12 protein-coding genes are annotated in these 14099 nt (G+C 65.3%); 6 read left to right on the top strand and 6 right to left on the bottom strand.

Annotated elements, in window-relative coordinates:
* The first annotated feature begins 179 nt into the window (after window positions 1-179).
* The 4 genes from HNS03_RS23405 (at window position 180) to HNS03_RS23420 (ending at window position 1964) form a co-directional block, all read left to right on the top strand.
* The gene (locus HNS03_RS23405; protein ID WP_367198462.1) at window positions 180-872 is read left to right on the top strand and encodes a hypothetical protein; all 693 of its coding nucleotides are present in this window, start codon (window positions 180-182) and stop codon (window positions 870-872) included.
* A gap of 39 nt (window positions 873-911) precedes the next feature.
* Window positions 912-1112 carry a hypothetical protein gene (locus HNS03_RS23410; protein ID WP_367198463.1) on the top strand — a complete coding sequence of 67 codons (201 nt, stop codon included), beginning with the start codon at window positions 912-914 and terminating at the stop codon, window positions 1110-1112.
* Window positions 1113-1254: 142 nt separating this feature from the next.
* Window positions 1255-1599 carry a carboxymuconolactone decarboxylase family protein gene (locus HNS03_RS23415; RefSeq protein ID WP_367198464.1) on the top strand — a complete coding sequence of 115 codons (345 nt, stop codon included), beginning with the start codon at window positions 1255-1257 and terminating at the stop codon, window positions 1597-1599.
* A 26-nt stretch (window positions 1600-1625) separates the two neighbouring features.
* A complete protein-coding gene (locus HNS03_RS23420; protein ID WP_367198475.1) occupies window positions 1626-1964 on the top strand; it encodes a ribose-phosphate pyrophosphokinase-like domain-containing protein in 339 nt (112 codons plus the stop codon).
* Here HNS03_RS23420 and HNS03_RS23425 read toward each other — a convergent pair.
* The 3 genes from HNS03_RS23425 to ppsA are packed head-to-tail and all read right to left on the bottom strand — an operon-like array spanning window position 1862 to window position 8373.
* Window positions 1862-4336 (bottom strand): glycoside hydrolase family 65 protein, encoded by a 2475-nt coding sequence (locus tag HNS03_RS23425; RefSeq protein WP_367198465.1) that lies wholly within the window; start codon window positions 4334-4336, stop codon window positions 1862-1864. The two genes, HNS03_RS23420 and HNS03_RS23425, sit on opposite strands and share 103 nt — an antisense overlap.
* Entirely contained in the window at window positions 4326-5945 is a 1620-nt protein-coding gene (gene otsB, locus HNS03_RS23430; RefSeq protein WP_367198466.1) for a trehalose-phosphatase, read from the bottom strand. The genes HNS03_RS23425 and otsB overlap by 11 nt, the downstream gene beginning before the upstream one ends.
* A gap of 49 nt (window positions 5946-5994) precedes the next feature.
* Window positions 5995-8373, bottom strand: a complete 2379-nt coding sequence (gene ppsA, locus HNS03_RS23435; RefSeq protein WP_367198467.1) for a phosphoenolpyruvate synthase — start codon at window positions 8371-8373, stop codon at window positions 5995-5997.
* 475 nt (window positions 8374-8848) lie between these two features.
* Between ppsA and HNS03_RS23440 the strand changes: the two genes are divergently transcribed.
* Together HNS03_RS23440 and HNS03_RS23445 are read left to right on the top strand one after the other, a co-directional pair.
* Entirely contained in the window at window positions 8849-10405 is a 1557-nt protein-coding gene (locus HNS03_RS23440; protein ID WP_367198468.1) for a type IV secretory system conjugative DNA transfer family protein, read from the top strand.
* 32 nt (window positions 10406-10437) lie between these two features.
* The gene (locus HNS03_RS23445) at window positions 10438-10809 is read left to right on the top strand and encodes a hypothetical protein (RefSeq protein WP_367198469.1); all 372 of its coding nucleotides are present in this window, start codon (window positions 10438-10440) and stop codon (window positions 10807-10809) included.
* Between the two features lie 47 nt (window positions 10810-10856).
* On the opposite strand, the gene HNS03_RS23450 is transcribed toward HNS03_RS23445, so the two are convergent.
* From HNS03_RS23450 to HNS03_RS23460, 3 genes are all read right to left on the bottom strand, one after another.
* A complete protein-coding gene (locus HNS03_RS23450) occupies window positions 10857-11093 on the bottom strand; it encodes a hypothetical protein (RefSeq protein WP_367198470.1) in 237 nt (78 codons plus the stop codon).
* A gap of 104 nt (window positions 11094-11197) precedes the next feature.
* Window positions 11198-12946, bottom strand: a complete 1749-nt coding sequence (locus HNS03_RS23455) for a relaxase/mobilization nuclease domain-containing protein (RefSeq protein ID WP_367198471.1) — start codon at window positions 12944-12946, stop codon at window positions 11198-11200.
* A gap of 34 nt (window positions 12947-12980) precedes the next feature.
* A complete protein-coding gene (locus tag HNS03_RS23460; RefSeq protein ID WP_367198472.1) occupies window positions 12981-13679 on the bottom strand; it encodes a hypothetical protein in 699 nt (232 codons plus the stop codon).
* Between the last annotated feature and the right edge of the window lie 420 nt (window positions 13680-14099).

Consider the following 14099-nt stretch of genomic DNA (forward strand, 5'->3'; position numbering starts at 1 on the left):
GCGCAGCGATCCCGTTGCACATTCAGGCGCCGTATACATGGCCGCAACCGACCTGTTCACCAAACCCGATCCGACACCCTTGACCCGCAGGAGCCATCCATACATGGATTGAGCGATCTCAAGGTTTGCTCAGCGGAAATGCGGTTTCTTGTCGGAGGTCAGTTGAGGAGATCCGGCAGATGACGACCAGCCCGAACGCCGCCGCCATTCGCGAAGCCGTTGGTGTATTCGAGAGTGCCGAAGCGCTTCGCGATGTGATCGACGAACTGCTGAGCAGCGGCTTCGACCGCGCCGCGTTAAGCCTGCTGGCAGCGGAGACCGCGATTAACGAGAAGCTCGGTTACCAATTTCAGAAGATCGCCGAGCTCGAGGACAATCCGATCGTTCCGCGTTGCTGCTATGTTTCGACGGAATCGATCGGAGACGCCGAAGGCGGCCTCGTCGGCGGGCTCATGTATATCGGCGCGACGGTGACGGCCGGGGCGGTAGTCGCCAGCGGCGGCACGCTCGCTCTTGTGATCTCTGCGGCGGCGCTTGCTGGCGGCGTCGGCGGCCTGTTCGGTGCGCTGCTCGCCGGCCGGTTGGGCGCCCAGCACGCGCAGCATTTGCAAGAACAGCTCGATCACGGCGGGCTGCTTCTCTGGGTGCGGACCTGGACTGCCCGGGACGAGACGCGCGCCGTCGAGATCTTGTCCAGGCATTCCGGCCGTGACGTCCACATTCACACGCTGCCCGATCCCGGAAGCACGGTCGGCGGGGACCATCTTCAGGAGACGCTCGACGAAGCGCTCGACGAGACGTTTCCGGCGAGCGATCCGCTGGCGATGCTCGAGCCGACCACCAATTCGGACAAGACCAAGACGAATCGCTGATCGGTCGGTCCGCGGAACGAACGGCAGGAGACAAGCTCGATGGCGACATGGCGTGTAAGGGCGACGTGGCGCGAGGACGAGACGGAGGCGACGGAGGAGTGGCAGGTCGAAGCAGCCAGCGCTGAAGAGGCGGTCGCCAGCGTGAGTGGGCACGTCCGCTTTCCGCCGCATCATGTCGAAGCGCCCGGAGAGGCCGGCTGCAACGCATCCAGCGGCGCCCGTCACGTGCCGAGCCCGTAACAGCCGCAGCGGCAGTCTGGCCCTTTATGTCCGGCCAGATCGCCTTCGCCGGCGATGTCCGCACGGGGTGTCGTGAGTTGGACAGGGCCCGACCAGCGTGAAATTTGACCGTGGTTCGGTCGCGCAATCGAGGGAGCGAAAGATGAGCAAGGACTTCGCCCAAATCGCCGCCGACGTAGAGTCCAGTCTGAACCTTTTGAGTGGTGCCGTACCGGACGTGATGGCCGGGTTCTTGGCGCTGGGGCACGCGTCGCACGGAGAGGGATCGCTTTCGCCGAAAACCAAGGAACTGATCGCCTTCGGCATCGCCATTGCCGTCCATTGCGACGGGTGCATCAGCTACCACGCGAAGGCAGTGCATGAGGCCGGCGCTACCCGCGCGGAAGTGGCGGAGATGATCGCCGTCGCCATTCACATGGGCGGCGGGCCTTCTGTCGTCTATGGCGGGGAAGCCCTCAAGGCATTCGACACGTTTGCCCAGGGCTGACGGCCTTTCGCAGGAGCCGCGGCGTACTGTCGTGGGTCAACCGGGGGTGCTTCGAGTGGGAAGGATGCCATACACGGAGCGGATGGGGTCTCGTCAACGATAAGCTCTGCAGGCTGCTGTTTTTTGTCGAAACGCTCAAGGCGAACGGCGCCACCTACGTCACCGTGGCCGTTCCTTACCTGGCCTATATGCGCAAGGACCCGCAGACGAAGCCATACGACCCGGTGACGAGCCGGGCAAGGGGCCCGCCTTTTCATACTTCTCAGGCCCTTGCGGCACTCATGGTCCGGTTCTCGTCGCGATCGCGCTCTTCCGGTCTGATCAGCCGGAACTGGCAGTCCTCGCCTGGCGCCAGGTCCCGATAGTGGCCGCGGTACGCCACCTTGATCGGGGCGGAGGTGAACGATCGGCTGCCGATCCGCAGCGTGTCGTGATCGACCTCAATATCTAATACTTGCCGCCGATAGCGCAGCCGCACCTTGATCTGGCGTAAATCGTCGGGAAGCGCGGGGTCGAAGTGCAGCGCGTTGGCGCGCATCTCGATGCCGATATAGCAGCGCTGGATCAGATCGATGGTCCCGGCCATGGCGCCGACATGAATGCCTTCCGGGGTGGTACCGCCCTGCACGTCGGCGATATCGCTGTCGAGAGCGCGCCGGAAATGACGCCATGAGCGCGGACGGTCAGAGCGCGCAAGCACCCAGGAGTGGGCGACGCTGCTCAGCGTGGAGCCGTGCGACGTCCTGGCGAGATAGTAGTCGATGTTCTTGGGGATGCTCGCGGGCTCGAACGGATAGCCCAACCGCTCGAATATGAGACATAGCTCGTCGGCCGTGAACAGATAGAACAGCATCAGCACATCGGCCTGCTTGGAGGCTTTGTAGCGATTTACGTCGTCATTCTCCGCCTCGATGATCCGGTCAAGTCGATGGATGTCGCCATAGCGCCTCCGGTATCCCTCCCAGTCGAACTCCTCGAGGTCCTCATATCCCTGAAACTGGCTGATGATCCCGTCATCGTGGAACGGCACGCGGAGCTTCCGGCTGATGTCGTACCAGCGCTCGGTCTCCATCAGGTCCAGGCCAATGCGTTCGCACAGCTGGATGCAATGCGCCTTGGGCAGGAGTTCGAGGACATCGAGGGAACGCGTGAGCACCCAGGAGGCCATGACATTGGTATAGGCGTTGTTGTCGATGCCGCCCTGCATCTCGGGGTCGGCGCCGGGATAGGCCGTATGGTATTCGTCCGGCCCCATCATCCCCTTGATCTCGTAGCGGTCGATCGCGGCGTTGTAGGTGGCGATGCTGGCCCAGAAACGGGCAATCTCGAGAAACAATTCGGCACCATAGGCGTAGATGAACTCGTGATCGTCCGTGGCCTGATAATATTGCCAGACATTGTAAGTGATGGCCGAATTGATGTGCCGCTGGCGATGCGAGTTGTCGGGTTTCCAGCGGCCGGATTTCGGGTTGAGGTGGAGATGCTGGGTTTCCTCCCGCCCATTGCTGCCACTCTGCCAGGGAAACATCGCTCCTTGGAAGCCGGCCGCGCGTGCTGCGCGCCGCGCTTCCGGCAACCGGCGATAGCGATAGTGCAGCAGCGCGCGCGTAAGCGTCGGAATGCGGAGGCTGAGAAATGGGAAAATGAACAGTTCGTCCCAGAAGATGTGGCCCCGATAGGCCTCACCGTGCCAACCGCGCGCAGGGACGCCGACATCGAGATCGATGGTGTGCGGCGAGGCGGATTGCAGCAGGTGAAAGATGTGAACGCGCAACTTGAGTTCCGTGTCCTCAGCCACGCCGTCCGTAAGCTCGATGTCGCAATCATCCCACAGATGCCGCCAAGCCGTCTCCTGAGCGGCGAGCAATGCGTCGAAGAACCCGGCATGGCCCAGCGTTCTTTTCGCTTCGAGCCCCGACTCACTGATCGCCCAGTCGCGTGAGGTATGAAGCGCAGCGATCTTCTCGATCCTGACTGAAGCGCTCTGCCCGATCGGACAGGCGATCTCCTGCCAGATCTGACCCTTCAGGGTCTGCGTCTGATACTCCGCTTCCGCTTCGCGATCCCCACGGTAAAGACGGGTGCGCGCCGCCAGCGCGACCTGGATCAGGGATTGGCTCGTCTGGCAGCGCAGGAAGAGGGTGTCGGCCCCAAGATGGTCCAGTTCGAGGACTTCGAGATGCCGGCTGGCCAGAGCGCGGTAGCGCGGCACGCCGCTGTTGACCACGTCCCCGTCGAGGCCTGAGCGGACCGTGAGACGCCCCGACCAGTCCTCCGCGGTCAATTCGACAGAAAGGCCGGCAAGATGCTGATTGGCCATGCTGACGAGACGGCGCTCGCGCCATCGCGTGGTGCGGCCCGCCTCGTCCCGGAACCTGATATCGCGCTTGAGCACGCCCCGCCTGAGATCGAGCTCCTGACGGAAGGACAGGACTTCGACATCGTCCATGCGAAACCAGGTGCCGTCGTCGACACGAAACGTCAGCGGCAGCCAGTTCGGCATATTGACGAGGTCTTCGTTCTCCACGTGGCGGTTCGCGACCTCGCTCACCAACCGGTTGTAGCCGCCGGCGATATAGGTGCCTGGATAGTGGATGTCGTCGGCCGAGGCATCGGCGGCGGAGCCACGCGTCGCGAAATACCCGTTGCCAAGCGTGCACAGAGCCTCGCGCAATCCTTCCTGCTCGGGCCGGTAGTCCTCGTAGACGAGCGACCAGTCGCGCGGCTCAGTCCTCATCGCCCCGCTCCCCTCGATCTGGCGTCCCAGCGGTCGCCACCGTGAGCCAATCCATCAGGCGCCTGACCTCGCCCGTATCCGCCAGCGCATAATCCGCCGATGTTCGCCGTTCCTCATGATCGCACACGACGATCGTGAGGCCGACCCCGGCCAGCGCCCGAAATGCGTCCTCGTCGGTGATGTCGTCTCCCACGTAGACCGGGAGGAGATCCGGATCATCCCGCCTGAACCGCTCCAGCAGCCAGAGCACCGCGCGGCCCTTGTGCCAGTCGAGATCGGGCTGGATGCGGAAGATCTTCTTGCCATGGCCCTTCCGGAGCCCGCCACATTCCGACAGCACCTCGTCGACGACAGCTTCGATCCGGGGCCTGTCCGCGTCCGATGCATGGCGGTAGTGAACGGCGATGGAGAACCGCTGGCGTTCGACCGAATGGCCGGCTACTTCTGACAGGTCTTCGCGCAAGCGCCGTTCCGCCTCATCGAGTTCGGCCAGGAACTCGGTGCCACGCTGCAGGCGGTCGCCCACCCCACCCGGGCCGGCGATCTCGAAGCCATGACTTCCCGCCACGAAGACCGTGTCGAGCTTGACCAGTTTTCGAACCATCTGAAGGTCCCGACCGCTAATGACCGCGACCTTGCAAGACCTGGCCAGTTCCGCAATCGCGGACCGCATGTCGTCGGCCAGAAAAGCCTTGGTGTGATCCTCGACGATGGGTGTGAGCGTGCCGTCGTAGTCCAGGAAGACCGCCAGGGGGCGGCCCGACAGACGCGCGCGCAGCTCCCGTTCGCAGTCCCAGACAGCCGGCAGATCGCCGGTAGTCTTTACGGCGATGCGGCGATCCTTGCCGACGAACAACTCGCTCGGATCGCCAATGACGATGTGCGCGCCCGCCTCCTTCAAGGCATCACCATAGGCGCCGCGGTCGACACCAACCACAAGGGCAAAGCCGCCGCGCACCCCCGCCTCGACGCCCGCGATGGCGTCCTCGACGACCGCAGTACGGCCAGGACTGACGCCGAGCCGAGAGGCCGCTTCGAGAAGCATCGCCGGATCCGGCTTGCCGCAAAGGCCGAGCGCTGCCAGATCGTTCCCGTCGACCTTGGCATTGAACAGGTCGAGCACGCCGGCGTTGCGCAGGACCTCCTCCGCGTTGCGGCTTGAGGAAAAGACCGCCGCCTTGATGCCCATCGTGCGCAAGTCGTGGATGAGCTTCAGCGTTCCCGGATAATTGCGGACCTGGTTGTTCTTGAGCCACGCGAGAAAGTAGTCCTGCTTGCGCCTGCCAAGCCCGAGCACGGTTTCGGCGTCAGGCGGATCCTCGGGCGTGCCCTCGGGAAGTTCGATGCCACGCGAGTGAAGAAAGCTCCTGATGCCGGCGTGCCGCGGCTTGCCGTCGACGAACTCCCGATACTCACGCTGCGGATCGAACGGACGGAACGCGTCGCCGCCCGCCTCCGCGCGGGCGCGCAGAAACTCGTCGAACAGGCGTTTCCAGGCGGCCGCATGCGCCTGCGCGGTTATCGTGATGACGCCGTCCATGTCGAACAGAACCGCCTCCAGCCCGGCAGGCATGTCCGCGTGCGATCCCCGGGCATCGCGTTCGTTCATCGCGCAGCCTCCTCCCGCTGCGTGCCCCTCTGTTCAGGCTGGACGGGGTTCACCGCTCCACCTCGGCCACCTTCGCCTTCACGGCGACGAAGCTGTCGGGACTCACCGAAATGGAATCGATCGCGCACTCGACCAGGAATTCCGCGAATTCCGGATGGTCGCTCGGGGCCTGGCCGCACAGACCGACCTTCGCGCCCGCCTTGTGGGCCTCCGATATAACGTTGCGGATCATCCACTTCACCGCCTCGTCCTGCTCGTCGAACAGCTCGGCGAGCTCGGCGGAGTCGCGGTCGACGCCGAGGGTGAGCTGGGTCAGGTCGTTGGAGCCGATCGAGAAGCCGTCGAAGCGGGCGGAGAAGGCTGCCGCGAGGATCACGTTCGATGGGATCTCGCACATGACGTAGACCTGCAGCCCGTCCTCGCCGCGTTTCAGGCCGTTCTCCGCCATCACCTGAAGAACCCGGTCGGCCTCCCGGGCGGAGCGGCAGAACGGGATCATCACGATCACGTTCGAAAAGCCCATATTGCCCCTCAGCCGGTCGATCGCCCGGCACTCCAGCGCGAAGCCCTCCCGGTAGCGCGGCGAGTAGTAGCGCGAGGCGCCGCGGAAGCCGATCATCGGATTCTCTTCCTTCGGCTCGAAGGCTGCGCCACCGACCAGGCCCGCATATTCGTTGGTCTTGAAGTCGCTCATGCGCACGATCACCGGATCGGGAAAGCGTGCCGCGGCGATCCGGGCGAGACCCCGCGACAGGCGATCGACGAAATACTCTTCCTTGTCGGCGTAGCCGGCCGTCATCTCCTCGATCGCCCGCTTCGCCTCCTCGTCGGCGAGCGTGTCGAAGTGGACGAGCGCCATCGGGTGGACCTTGATGTGGTTGGCGACCACGAACTCCATCCGCGCCAGCCCGACGCCGTCGGCCGGTAGCCGCCACCAGCGGAACGCTGCACCGGGGTTGGCGAGATTCAGCATCACCTTGGTGCGCGTGTCGGGGACGTGATCGAGGTCGAGCGGCACCGCCTCGAAGGCCGCGGTTCCCTCGTAGACGTAGCCTTCGTCGCCCTCCGCGCAGGAGACGGTCACCTCCTGCTCGTCGTGCAGCACCTGGGTGGCGTCGCCGGTGCCGACGATCGCCGGCAGGCCGAGCTCGCGGCTGACGATCGCGGCATGCGAGGTGCGGCCGCCGAGATCGGTCACGATCGCCGCCGCGCGCTTCATCACCGGCACCCAGTCCGGGTCGGTGGTGCGGGTGACCAGCACCGAGCCGTCGACGAAGCGGTCGATGTCCTTGGCGGTCGCGATGACGCAGACCTTGCCGGCGACGATCGCTGCCCCGATCGACAGGCCGGTCGAAAGCGTCCGGCCCTTGGAGCCGATCCGAAAGGAGGTGAGCTCCTTGCTGTCGCCACGCGAATGCACCGTCTCCGGTCGGGCCTGGACGATGAAGAGCTCGCGGCTTTCGCCGTCGCGCGCCCACTCCATGTCCATGGCGACGCCGTAGTGGCCTTCGATGAGGCAGGCCCAGCGGGCGAGCGCCAGCACTTCGTCGTCGTCGAGCACGAAGGCGGCACGCTCGGCCTTGGAGGTGGGCACGTTCTTCGTCGCCCGTCCATCCTCGTTCGCGTAGATCATCTTCACCGACTTTGCGCCGCGCACCTTTTCTACGATTGGCGTCAGCGCCGGGTCGGAAAGCAGCGGCTTGAAGACCTGGTACTCGTCCGGGTCAACGGCGCCCTGGACGACATTCTCGCCGAGGCCCCAAGCGGCGGTGATGAGCACCACCTTGTCGAACCCCGTCTCCGTGTCGATGGAAAACATCACGCCCGCCCCGCCGGTGTCGGAGCGCACCATCTGCTGCACGCCGACGGACAGCGCGACCTTCATGTGGTCGAAGCCCTTGGCGATCCGGTAGCTGATCGCCCGGTTGGTGAACAGCGAGGCGTAGCAGCGCCGACAGGCGTCGATCAGCGCGCGCTTGCCGCGGATGTTCAAGAAGGTCTCCTGCTGGCCGGCAAAGCTGGCGTCCGGCAGGTCCTCCGCGGTGGCGCTGGAGCGCACCGCGACGTCGAGGTCGTCGCGGCCGGCGCGGCGGCAGAGCTCGTCGTAGGCAGTCTCGATGGCGGCGATCGTGGCGTCGGGAAAGCTGCCCCTGAGGAAGGCGGCGCGAATGGTCTGGCCGGCCTCCGCCAGCGACAGGGTGCCGGCATCATACTCGGCCAGCGTGTCGGAGATCAGCGTTTCCAGGGTGTTGTGGGCGACGAAGTCCCAGTAGGCGTCGGCCGTCGTCGCGAAGCCGCCGGGAACCCGCACGCCCTTTTCGGCGAGCGTGGCGATCATCTCGCCAAGCGAGGCGTTCTTGCCGCCGACGCGGGCGACGTCGCCGCGCCTTAGCGCCTCGAGCCGCACGACGTGAGCCTCGTCCACCATGACGCTTCCCTCCGTGAAGACGATTGATCATGTTGGGCGAGCGCGGCCGGATTCCGGCAGCACCGCCAGTCCCGAGACACTCGCGCGGATCGGGCAGCGGTGGGTTGATCGGTGTCAATCAGCGGGGCGACGACGGCGCAAGTCCGATCGGGAGCAAGCCGTCCCCTGATAGCAGTTTGAACGAACTTAGAAACGACGAGCGGCATTCAACACCATCGTCGAGAAGATTCCCCCCGACGAGGTAGAAAACATACTCACTTTCGGGAGATGTCAGGTGTTGATCGGGCCTGTCCGCCCATAAAGAGGTGTTGCCAGCCGCTCGGGTTGCAATAAACGACGGGAACGCGACGCCTGTATTCGGCTGGCAACATCTTCAAGCCTCTCGCAGTTCTCCCATTTCCGCAAGCAAAAGCCGCCTCCATTCGTGCCGCCACCCATAAGCAGGTGGTTGCAATAAACGAAGGAGGCGTCGCCGATGCGCGCTCTGGCCTTCCTCTGGGCTTTGCTCGTGCGTGCCCCGATGCGGCTTCTCGGCCGCACGCTGGTCGTCCTTGTCGGCCTGTTCCTGGTGTTTGCCTGGGGCCTGGTGCCTGTGGTGGTGCTGCTCGGTGTTGGTCTGGGCGCTGGGCTCTGGCTGCGGATCCGCCGACACCGACGATGGGCCACACTCCATGGCTCGGCCCGCTTTGCAACAAGGCGCGACCTGGATTTCCATGGTCTCCGCAGCCGCCGCGGTCTCATTCTCGGTCGGATGGGGCGGACGTTCCTGCGCTTCGACCGGCCGGGGCACTTGCTGACCTTTGCGCCTACCCGTTCCGGCAAGGGCGCGGGCTCCATCATTCCCAATCTTCTCGACCATCCGGGATCGGTGTTCGTCATCGATCCGAAGGGCGAGAACCATGCGGCGAGCGCTGCCTTTCGAGAGAGCATTGGCCGCGTGCATGCCGTCGCCCCTTTTGATCGGCAGGTGGAGACGTCCCGGTTCAATCCGGTCGACTTCATCCGGGTTGGCGAGGCGGAAGAGATCGACGACGCCACCCTCATCACCGACATGCTGGTGACCTCCAGTGGTCCGGAGACCTTCTGGGACAGCGAAGCCAAGGCGCTGATCACCTGCCTGCTTCTGTATGTGGCTCACGCCCGCAGCGGGTCGGAGCGGACACTTAGCCACGTCTGGACGCTTCTCATGCGCGACCAGGATGGGTTCGAGGACCTTCTTGAGGAGATCCTCGCGTTCGACCATCCCGGGATTGCCGCCATGGCACGGGGCTTCTCCCAGAAGGAGATCCGCGAGCGCTCCGCCGTGATCTCCACCGCCCAGACGCACATGAAAATCTGGAAGAGCCCGATGCTTGCCCGGGCCACCGAAGCCTCCGACTTCATGATGGAGGATCTGAAACGGAGACCGACGAGCCTCTATCTGGTCCTGCCGCCGGAGCTCCTGGAGACCTATCGCCCGTTCGTGCGTCTCTTCGTCGGACTGGCACTGGTCGCTACCACCCGCGCCCGCACGGCGCGGCGCGACCCCGTCGTCTTCTTCCTCGACGAGACCGCGGCCCTTGGACGGATGGAGCCGATCGAGGCCGGTATCGGTTGGCTCGCCGGCTATGGCGCCAGCCTGTGGCTGTTCTTCCAGGACCTCGATCAGCTGATGCAGATCTATCCGCGCTGGCGCTCCATGATCGCCAACTGCGCGGTGCGCCAGGCCTTCAACGTTACCGACTACGCGACCGCCGCCGAGCTCTCCAACATGCTCGGCACACGCACGGTGGTCGCTCCCAGCATCAGTCGGGCGACGGCCGGACCGCTGTCGCTTTTGCCCAACCACTTTTCCACGAGCGAAGGACTGCAGGCGCGCAAGCTGATGACGCCGGACGAAGTCATGGCCCTGCCAACCACACACCAGCTCCTGTTCGTCCAGGCCTGTCCGCCAATTAAAGCGCGCAAGAACCGCTGGTTCGCCGAGGACCCGTTCCGGGCGCGCAAGGCGCTCGCCGAGCGCGGGGCGAAAGCCCGCAAGGGCGAAAGCTAGACACCACGAAAGCAAAATAGGGAGAGACCGCTATGGACCCGAACGCCAATCCCAACACCGCCGCCACCTGGCAACTGTTCACGATGATCGCGGTTGCGGCCGCCGTCTTCGGCGTGACGATCGGCCTGGCCACCGCCAAGCCGCCGCCGAAGCTACCGGCCTGCAACGCCGACGAGGGTCGACGGATCGTTCAGGCGGGCTTTGCGGCCGAGCACGACGATCTCGTGGTCTTCGGCCTCCATTCCATCCGGGAGGTATCGAGCATTGCCGATGGCACCGAGCTTCGCCGGTGCACGGCGATCGCCATCACCGATCAGGGCGAGCGGATCCTGCGCTTCATCGTCGGCTGGGTCGACCGCGCGGAGAAAATCGCGTTCTGGGGGCGGCCGCCGATGGAACAGTAGGCCAGCCAGCGGATTCCAGCCGCAGAGCGGTCAAATCCGCCTGGCGCTCAGTGTGCCGTGACCGGTGCGGCGATCACCTGGCCGCCAGTGTGCTTCAGCCCGCTTCTGGTCAACGCTTCGAACAGATCCGGATCGAAAACGTCGTACTCCGGCGTCATGACCTTCAGGCTGTGGCCACCATCGCAGTCCATGCAGCGAGAGATCTCTACGGCGACCTCGGCGGTCTCGGCCGCCTCCATCCAGAGTTCCCCGCCTGGACCCGTTCCCAGAACGCAGTAGGGCATCGGTATTCTCCTCTTACCGGCGCGGAGTGCAGCTGATGGTGAAGTCTCTTTCGACTTCATGGCAGCACGGTGGCTCGCCCGCACCATCCCCGCGGCGCTCCGCGTTACCGGCCACGTCCCCTCCTGCGTTCTCTCTCCCTTTCGTCGTGTCGTCGCCATGCCCGATGGAGCTGTTCGATGCGTTCGTCGGCAAGGCGGCTCTTCTCGAACATGCGATGATTGACCCGGTCGAGGGCGCGGGCGCGCAGGCGGATCGAGCGTCGGAGGTAGCGCTTGACCAGATCGCGCTCGCCGACCTGGGCCTGGAGGTGGCGGAAGTTCGAGCGCACCCGGTCGGCGGCGTGGCGGGCCTGCTGCATCTTGTACCGTGTGTCCTCCAGCTCCGCCTGGGCGTCGCGCCATCGGGTCCGGGCCTTCTGCAGGGCCTCCCAGCTCTTGGCCGTGGGGCGGCCTGATCGGCCCACCTTCGTATCCCGGCTCATGCTGCCGAGAAGGCCGGGCGTCTTGCCGACCAGCTCGGCCGCGTCACCAACGCCGAGCTCCCGCTCCAGCGCCGTCCAGCGCGCGTGGGCCTTGGCCGGGTCGGCAAAGAGCCGCTTCATATGAACGAGCATGCGGTCGTAGGTCACGACTTCGCGGCCACGGTTGCGATCGAGTTCGAAGGATTGCTTGCGTGTCGTGCGGTCCGTCCGTTGGATCTGGCGCTCCGAAGCCGTCAGCGTCTCGTCGAGGAGCGCCCAGCGTCGGTATTCGAAGTCGGCGGCCTCAACACGGTGGAGGCTGTCCAGGTCGCCGCGCTCGTTGCCCGTCGACCCGCTCCCGGCGTGGTCACGATCCGTGCGGGCTTGGTGGGAGCGATTCTCCGATCTGCGATCAACGCCCCGTCCGTCCCGTTCGCGTCCGGCAACGAGGCCTCTTGCCTCGCGCGCATAGTAGTCGGCGAAGCGCTCGCCGAAGCGGTTTTCCAGCTCCTTCAGGCGGATGGTCTTGCCGAGCTGGGAGAGCTTGGCATAGGCGCGGCCGTCGGTGACGATCAGGCCCTGGCCCTTGGCGCGAAGATAAAAGCCCTGGGTGGCCAGCCGGCCGCTCAGGCTTGCCCAACTCGTCTCGTCGCGGAAGGCAGGGGCGAGGCTGGTCTTGAGGTCGGCGAGCGCCTCCCGGTCGAACGGCGCTTTCGGCTCCCGGCCCTCCCGCTGCGCGGTGCGATACTCGCCATCGGAGACGGGTCCGGTGCGATCGCTGTCTCTCCCGCGTTCCTGCTCGCGGTTCCGCTCCTTCAGGGCATTGAGGCCGCGCGCCTCGGCGATCTCGCGGCAGAGCGTGGTGAGCCTCAGCCCGATGTTGCGTTGGCTCCAGGCCCGGCCCGTCTCGGGATGGACGCGGTTCACCAGGAAGTGGAGATGGGGATGCTTGCGATCGCCATGGGCATAGATCAGCATCTGGTGGTCGTTCAGCCCGAGCTTCTCGGTGAGCTCGCCGGCAATCTCCCGCATGGACTCCGCATCGACACGGCCACGGCGGGCGTCCTTCGGATCGAACGCCACGATGAAGTGGAGGGCGGGCTGGCGCACCCGCTGGGAGCGCTCGGCAGTGATCGCCATGATACGGGCGGCCTGTTCCGGATCGGTGGTGCCAAGGCCGCGTTCCTCCACCCAGAGCACCCGCTCGCCCCGGGACGCCGGGCTCGACGTCTCGCCAAGGCGACCGTCGTCGCTCCGACCATCCGGACCTCCTCCACCGCGCTCCGATTGCCGCGCCCGCTCTGCCTCGCGATGCTTGCGGGTCTGTCCTGCCAGATAGAGGGCGGCCGCCCGGAAGCTCGCCGGCTGCTGCTTGCCCACTTTGAACCGCATGACCGATCGCCTCGCCCGCTACCCAGAGCCGGCCCTAGCGGCCGGACGCGGCCTCTGCCGCCCAGACGCAGTCCTCGAGCGGCTTGAGCGCAGCGGCCACGGCCTCTAGTACGTCGGCCTCTTCAACCTCGGTCACGGCGTGGCCAGCATTGGCACGGTAGGCCAGCCCGTTCAGCAGATGACCGGCATAGTTGATCGTACCTAGCAACTCTCCCATGGCCTCGGCCTGGTCCACCGCCCGAACGCAGTCGCGGACGAGGATCACGGCGACGTGGGTGCGCCATTCCAGATAGTCGGGATCGCCAAGGCCCGCGGCGAGCTGGCGGAAGTTCGCCCCCATGGACTGAAGCTCGTAGACGACCTGCTTCAGAGCCTGCGGAGCCGCAGACCGACCCCGCGGCCGGGCCCCGGACAGCACCAGGCGCACATAGCGCCCAAGGCTCATGCCACGTTCCCGGGCAAGCGACCGCAGCCGGTCCAGCTCCGCCACCGTCATCCGCACCCGGATCTTCGCGTCGGTCTTCAGCCGCTCGAACCGCCGCCGGTACGGCCGGCGTCGCACACCCGCGAGTACGCCGCGCACATAGTCGGCCACGGACGTGCCGCCGCGCTCGGCGCACTCGGCGATAAAGGCGCGCTGAGGACCCGGCAGCCGCACGTGCAGGATGGCGGCCTGGAGGGCCTCGGCGGCAAAGCGCCCTACGCCCCATGACGCACCTCCCGGACACCGCAAGGGTCCGCAAGACCGGTCCCGGCTTGAGCCCCCGTCAGGGGGCGAATGCCGGACAGGTTGGCCCGTTTACGAGCCGTCACCCCCGCCAGTCTCTGGCGAGGTGATGCGAATAAATGTGGGACAACGTACATCTTGCCTCCCGCATACGACTGTTTTACATCCTGACCATGTTATGGGAACTCAGAGCAAAAACCGCAATACGGGCACGAATAGTTTATTCAATACTTACCGAATACAGAAAGATATGTCCAGACCCTTTCAATGCCAGCCAATGCTCGCTAACAAAACAAAAAAGTGGTGAGCCGCAGCTGGTCGTTCGGAAGCCGGAACTCGGCACCGCCGCTGGCCTGCCCCCTGAAAAGTGGTCCTCCCTGAAGTAGGCTTTCGAGCCAGATGGAGGATGCAGGAATGCCCCAGAAG

Source organism: Amorphus sp. 3PC139-8 (assembly GCF_040750475.1).
In the GTDB taxonomy this organism is placed as follows: domain Bacteria; phylum Pseudomonadota; class Alphaproteobacteria; order Rhizobiales; family Amorphaceae; genus Amorphus.

What these genes read in the sequence shown, in the direction of transcription:
- HNS03_RS23405 (WP_367198462.1), top strand. Translation starts at nt 180, where the DNA reads ATGACGACCAGCCCGAACGCCGCCGCCATTCGCGAAGCCGTTGGTGTA.
- HNS03_RS23410 (WP_367198463.1), top strand. Translation starts at nt 912, where the DNA reads ATGGCGACATGGCGTGTAAGGGCGACGTGGCGCGAGGACGAGACGGAG.
- HNS03_RS23415 (WP_367198464.1), top strand. Translation starts at nt 1,255, where the DNA reads ATGAGCAAGGACTTCGCCCAAATCGCCGCCGACGTAGAGTCCAGTCTG.
- HNS03_RS23425 (WP_367198465.1), bottom strand. Translation starts at nt 4,336, where the DNA reads ATGAGGACTGAGCCGCGCGACTGGTCGCTCGTCTACGAGGACTACCGG.
- otsB (WP_367198466.1), bottom strand. Translation starts at nt 5,945, where the DNA reads ATGAACGAACGCGATGCCCGGGGATCGCACGCGGACATGCCTGCCGGG.
- ppsA (WP_367198467.1), bottom strand. Translation starts at nt 8,373, where the DNA reads ATGGTGGACGAGGCTCACGTCGTGCGGCTCGAGGCGCTAAGGCGCGGC.
- HNS03_RS23440 (WP_367198468.1), top strand. Translation starts at nt 8,849, where the DNA reads ATGCGCGCTCTGGCCTTCCTCTGGGCTTTGCTCGTGCGTGCCCCGATG.
- HNS03_RS23445 (WP_367198469.1), top strand. Translation starts at nt 10,438, where the DNA reads ATGGACCCGAACGCCAATCCCAACACCGCCGCCACCTGGCAACTGTTC.
- HNS03_RS23450 (WP_367198470.1), bottom strand. Translation starts at nt 11,093, where the DNA reads ATGCCCTACTGCGTTCTGGGAACGGGTCCAGGCGGGGAACTCTGGATG.
- HNS03_RS23455 (WP_367198471.1), bottom strand. Translation starts at nt 12,946, where the DNA reads ATGCGGTTCAAAGTGGGCAAGCAGCAGCCGGCGAGCTTCCGGGCGGCC.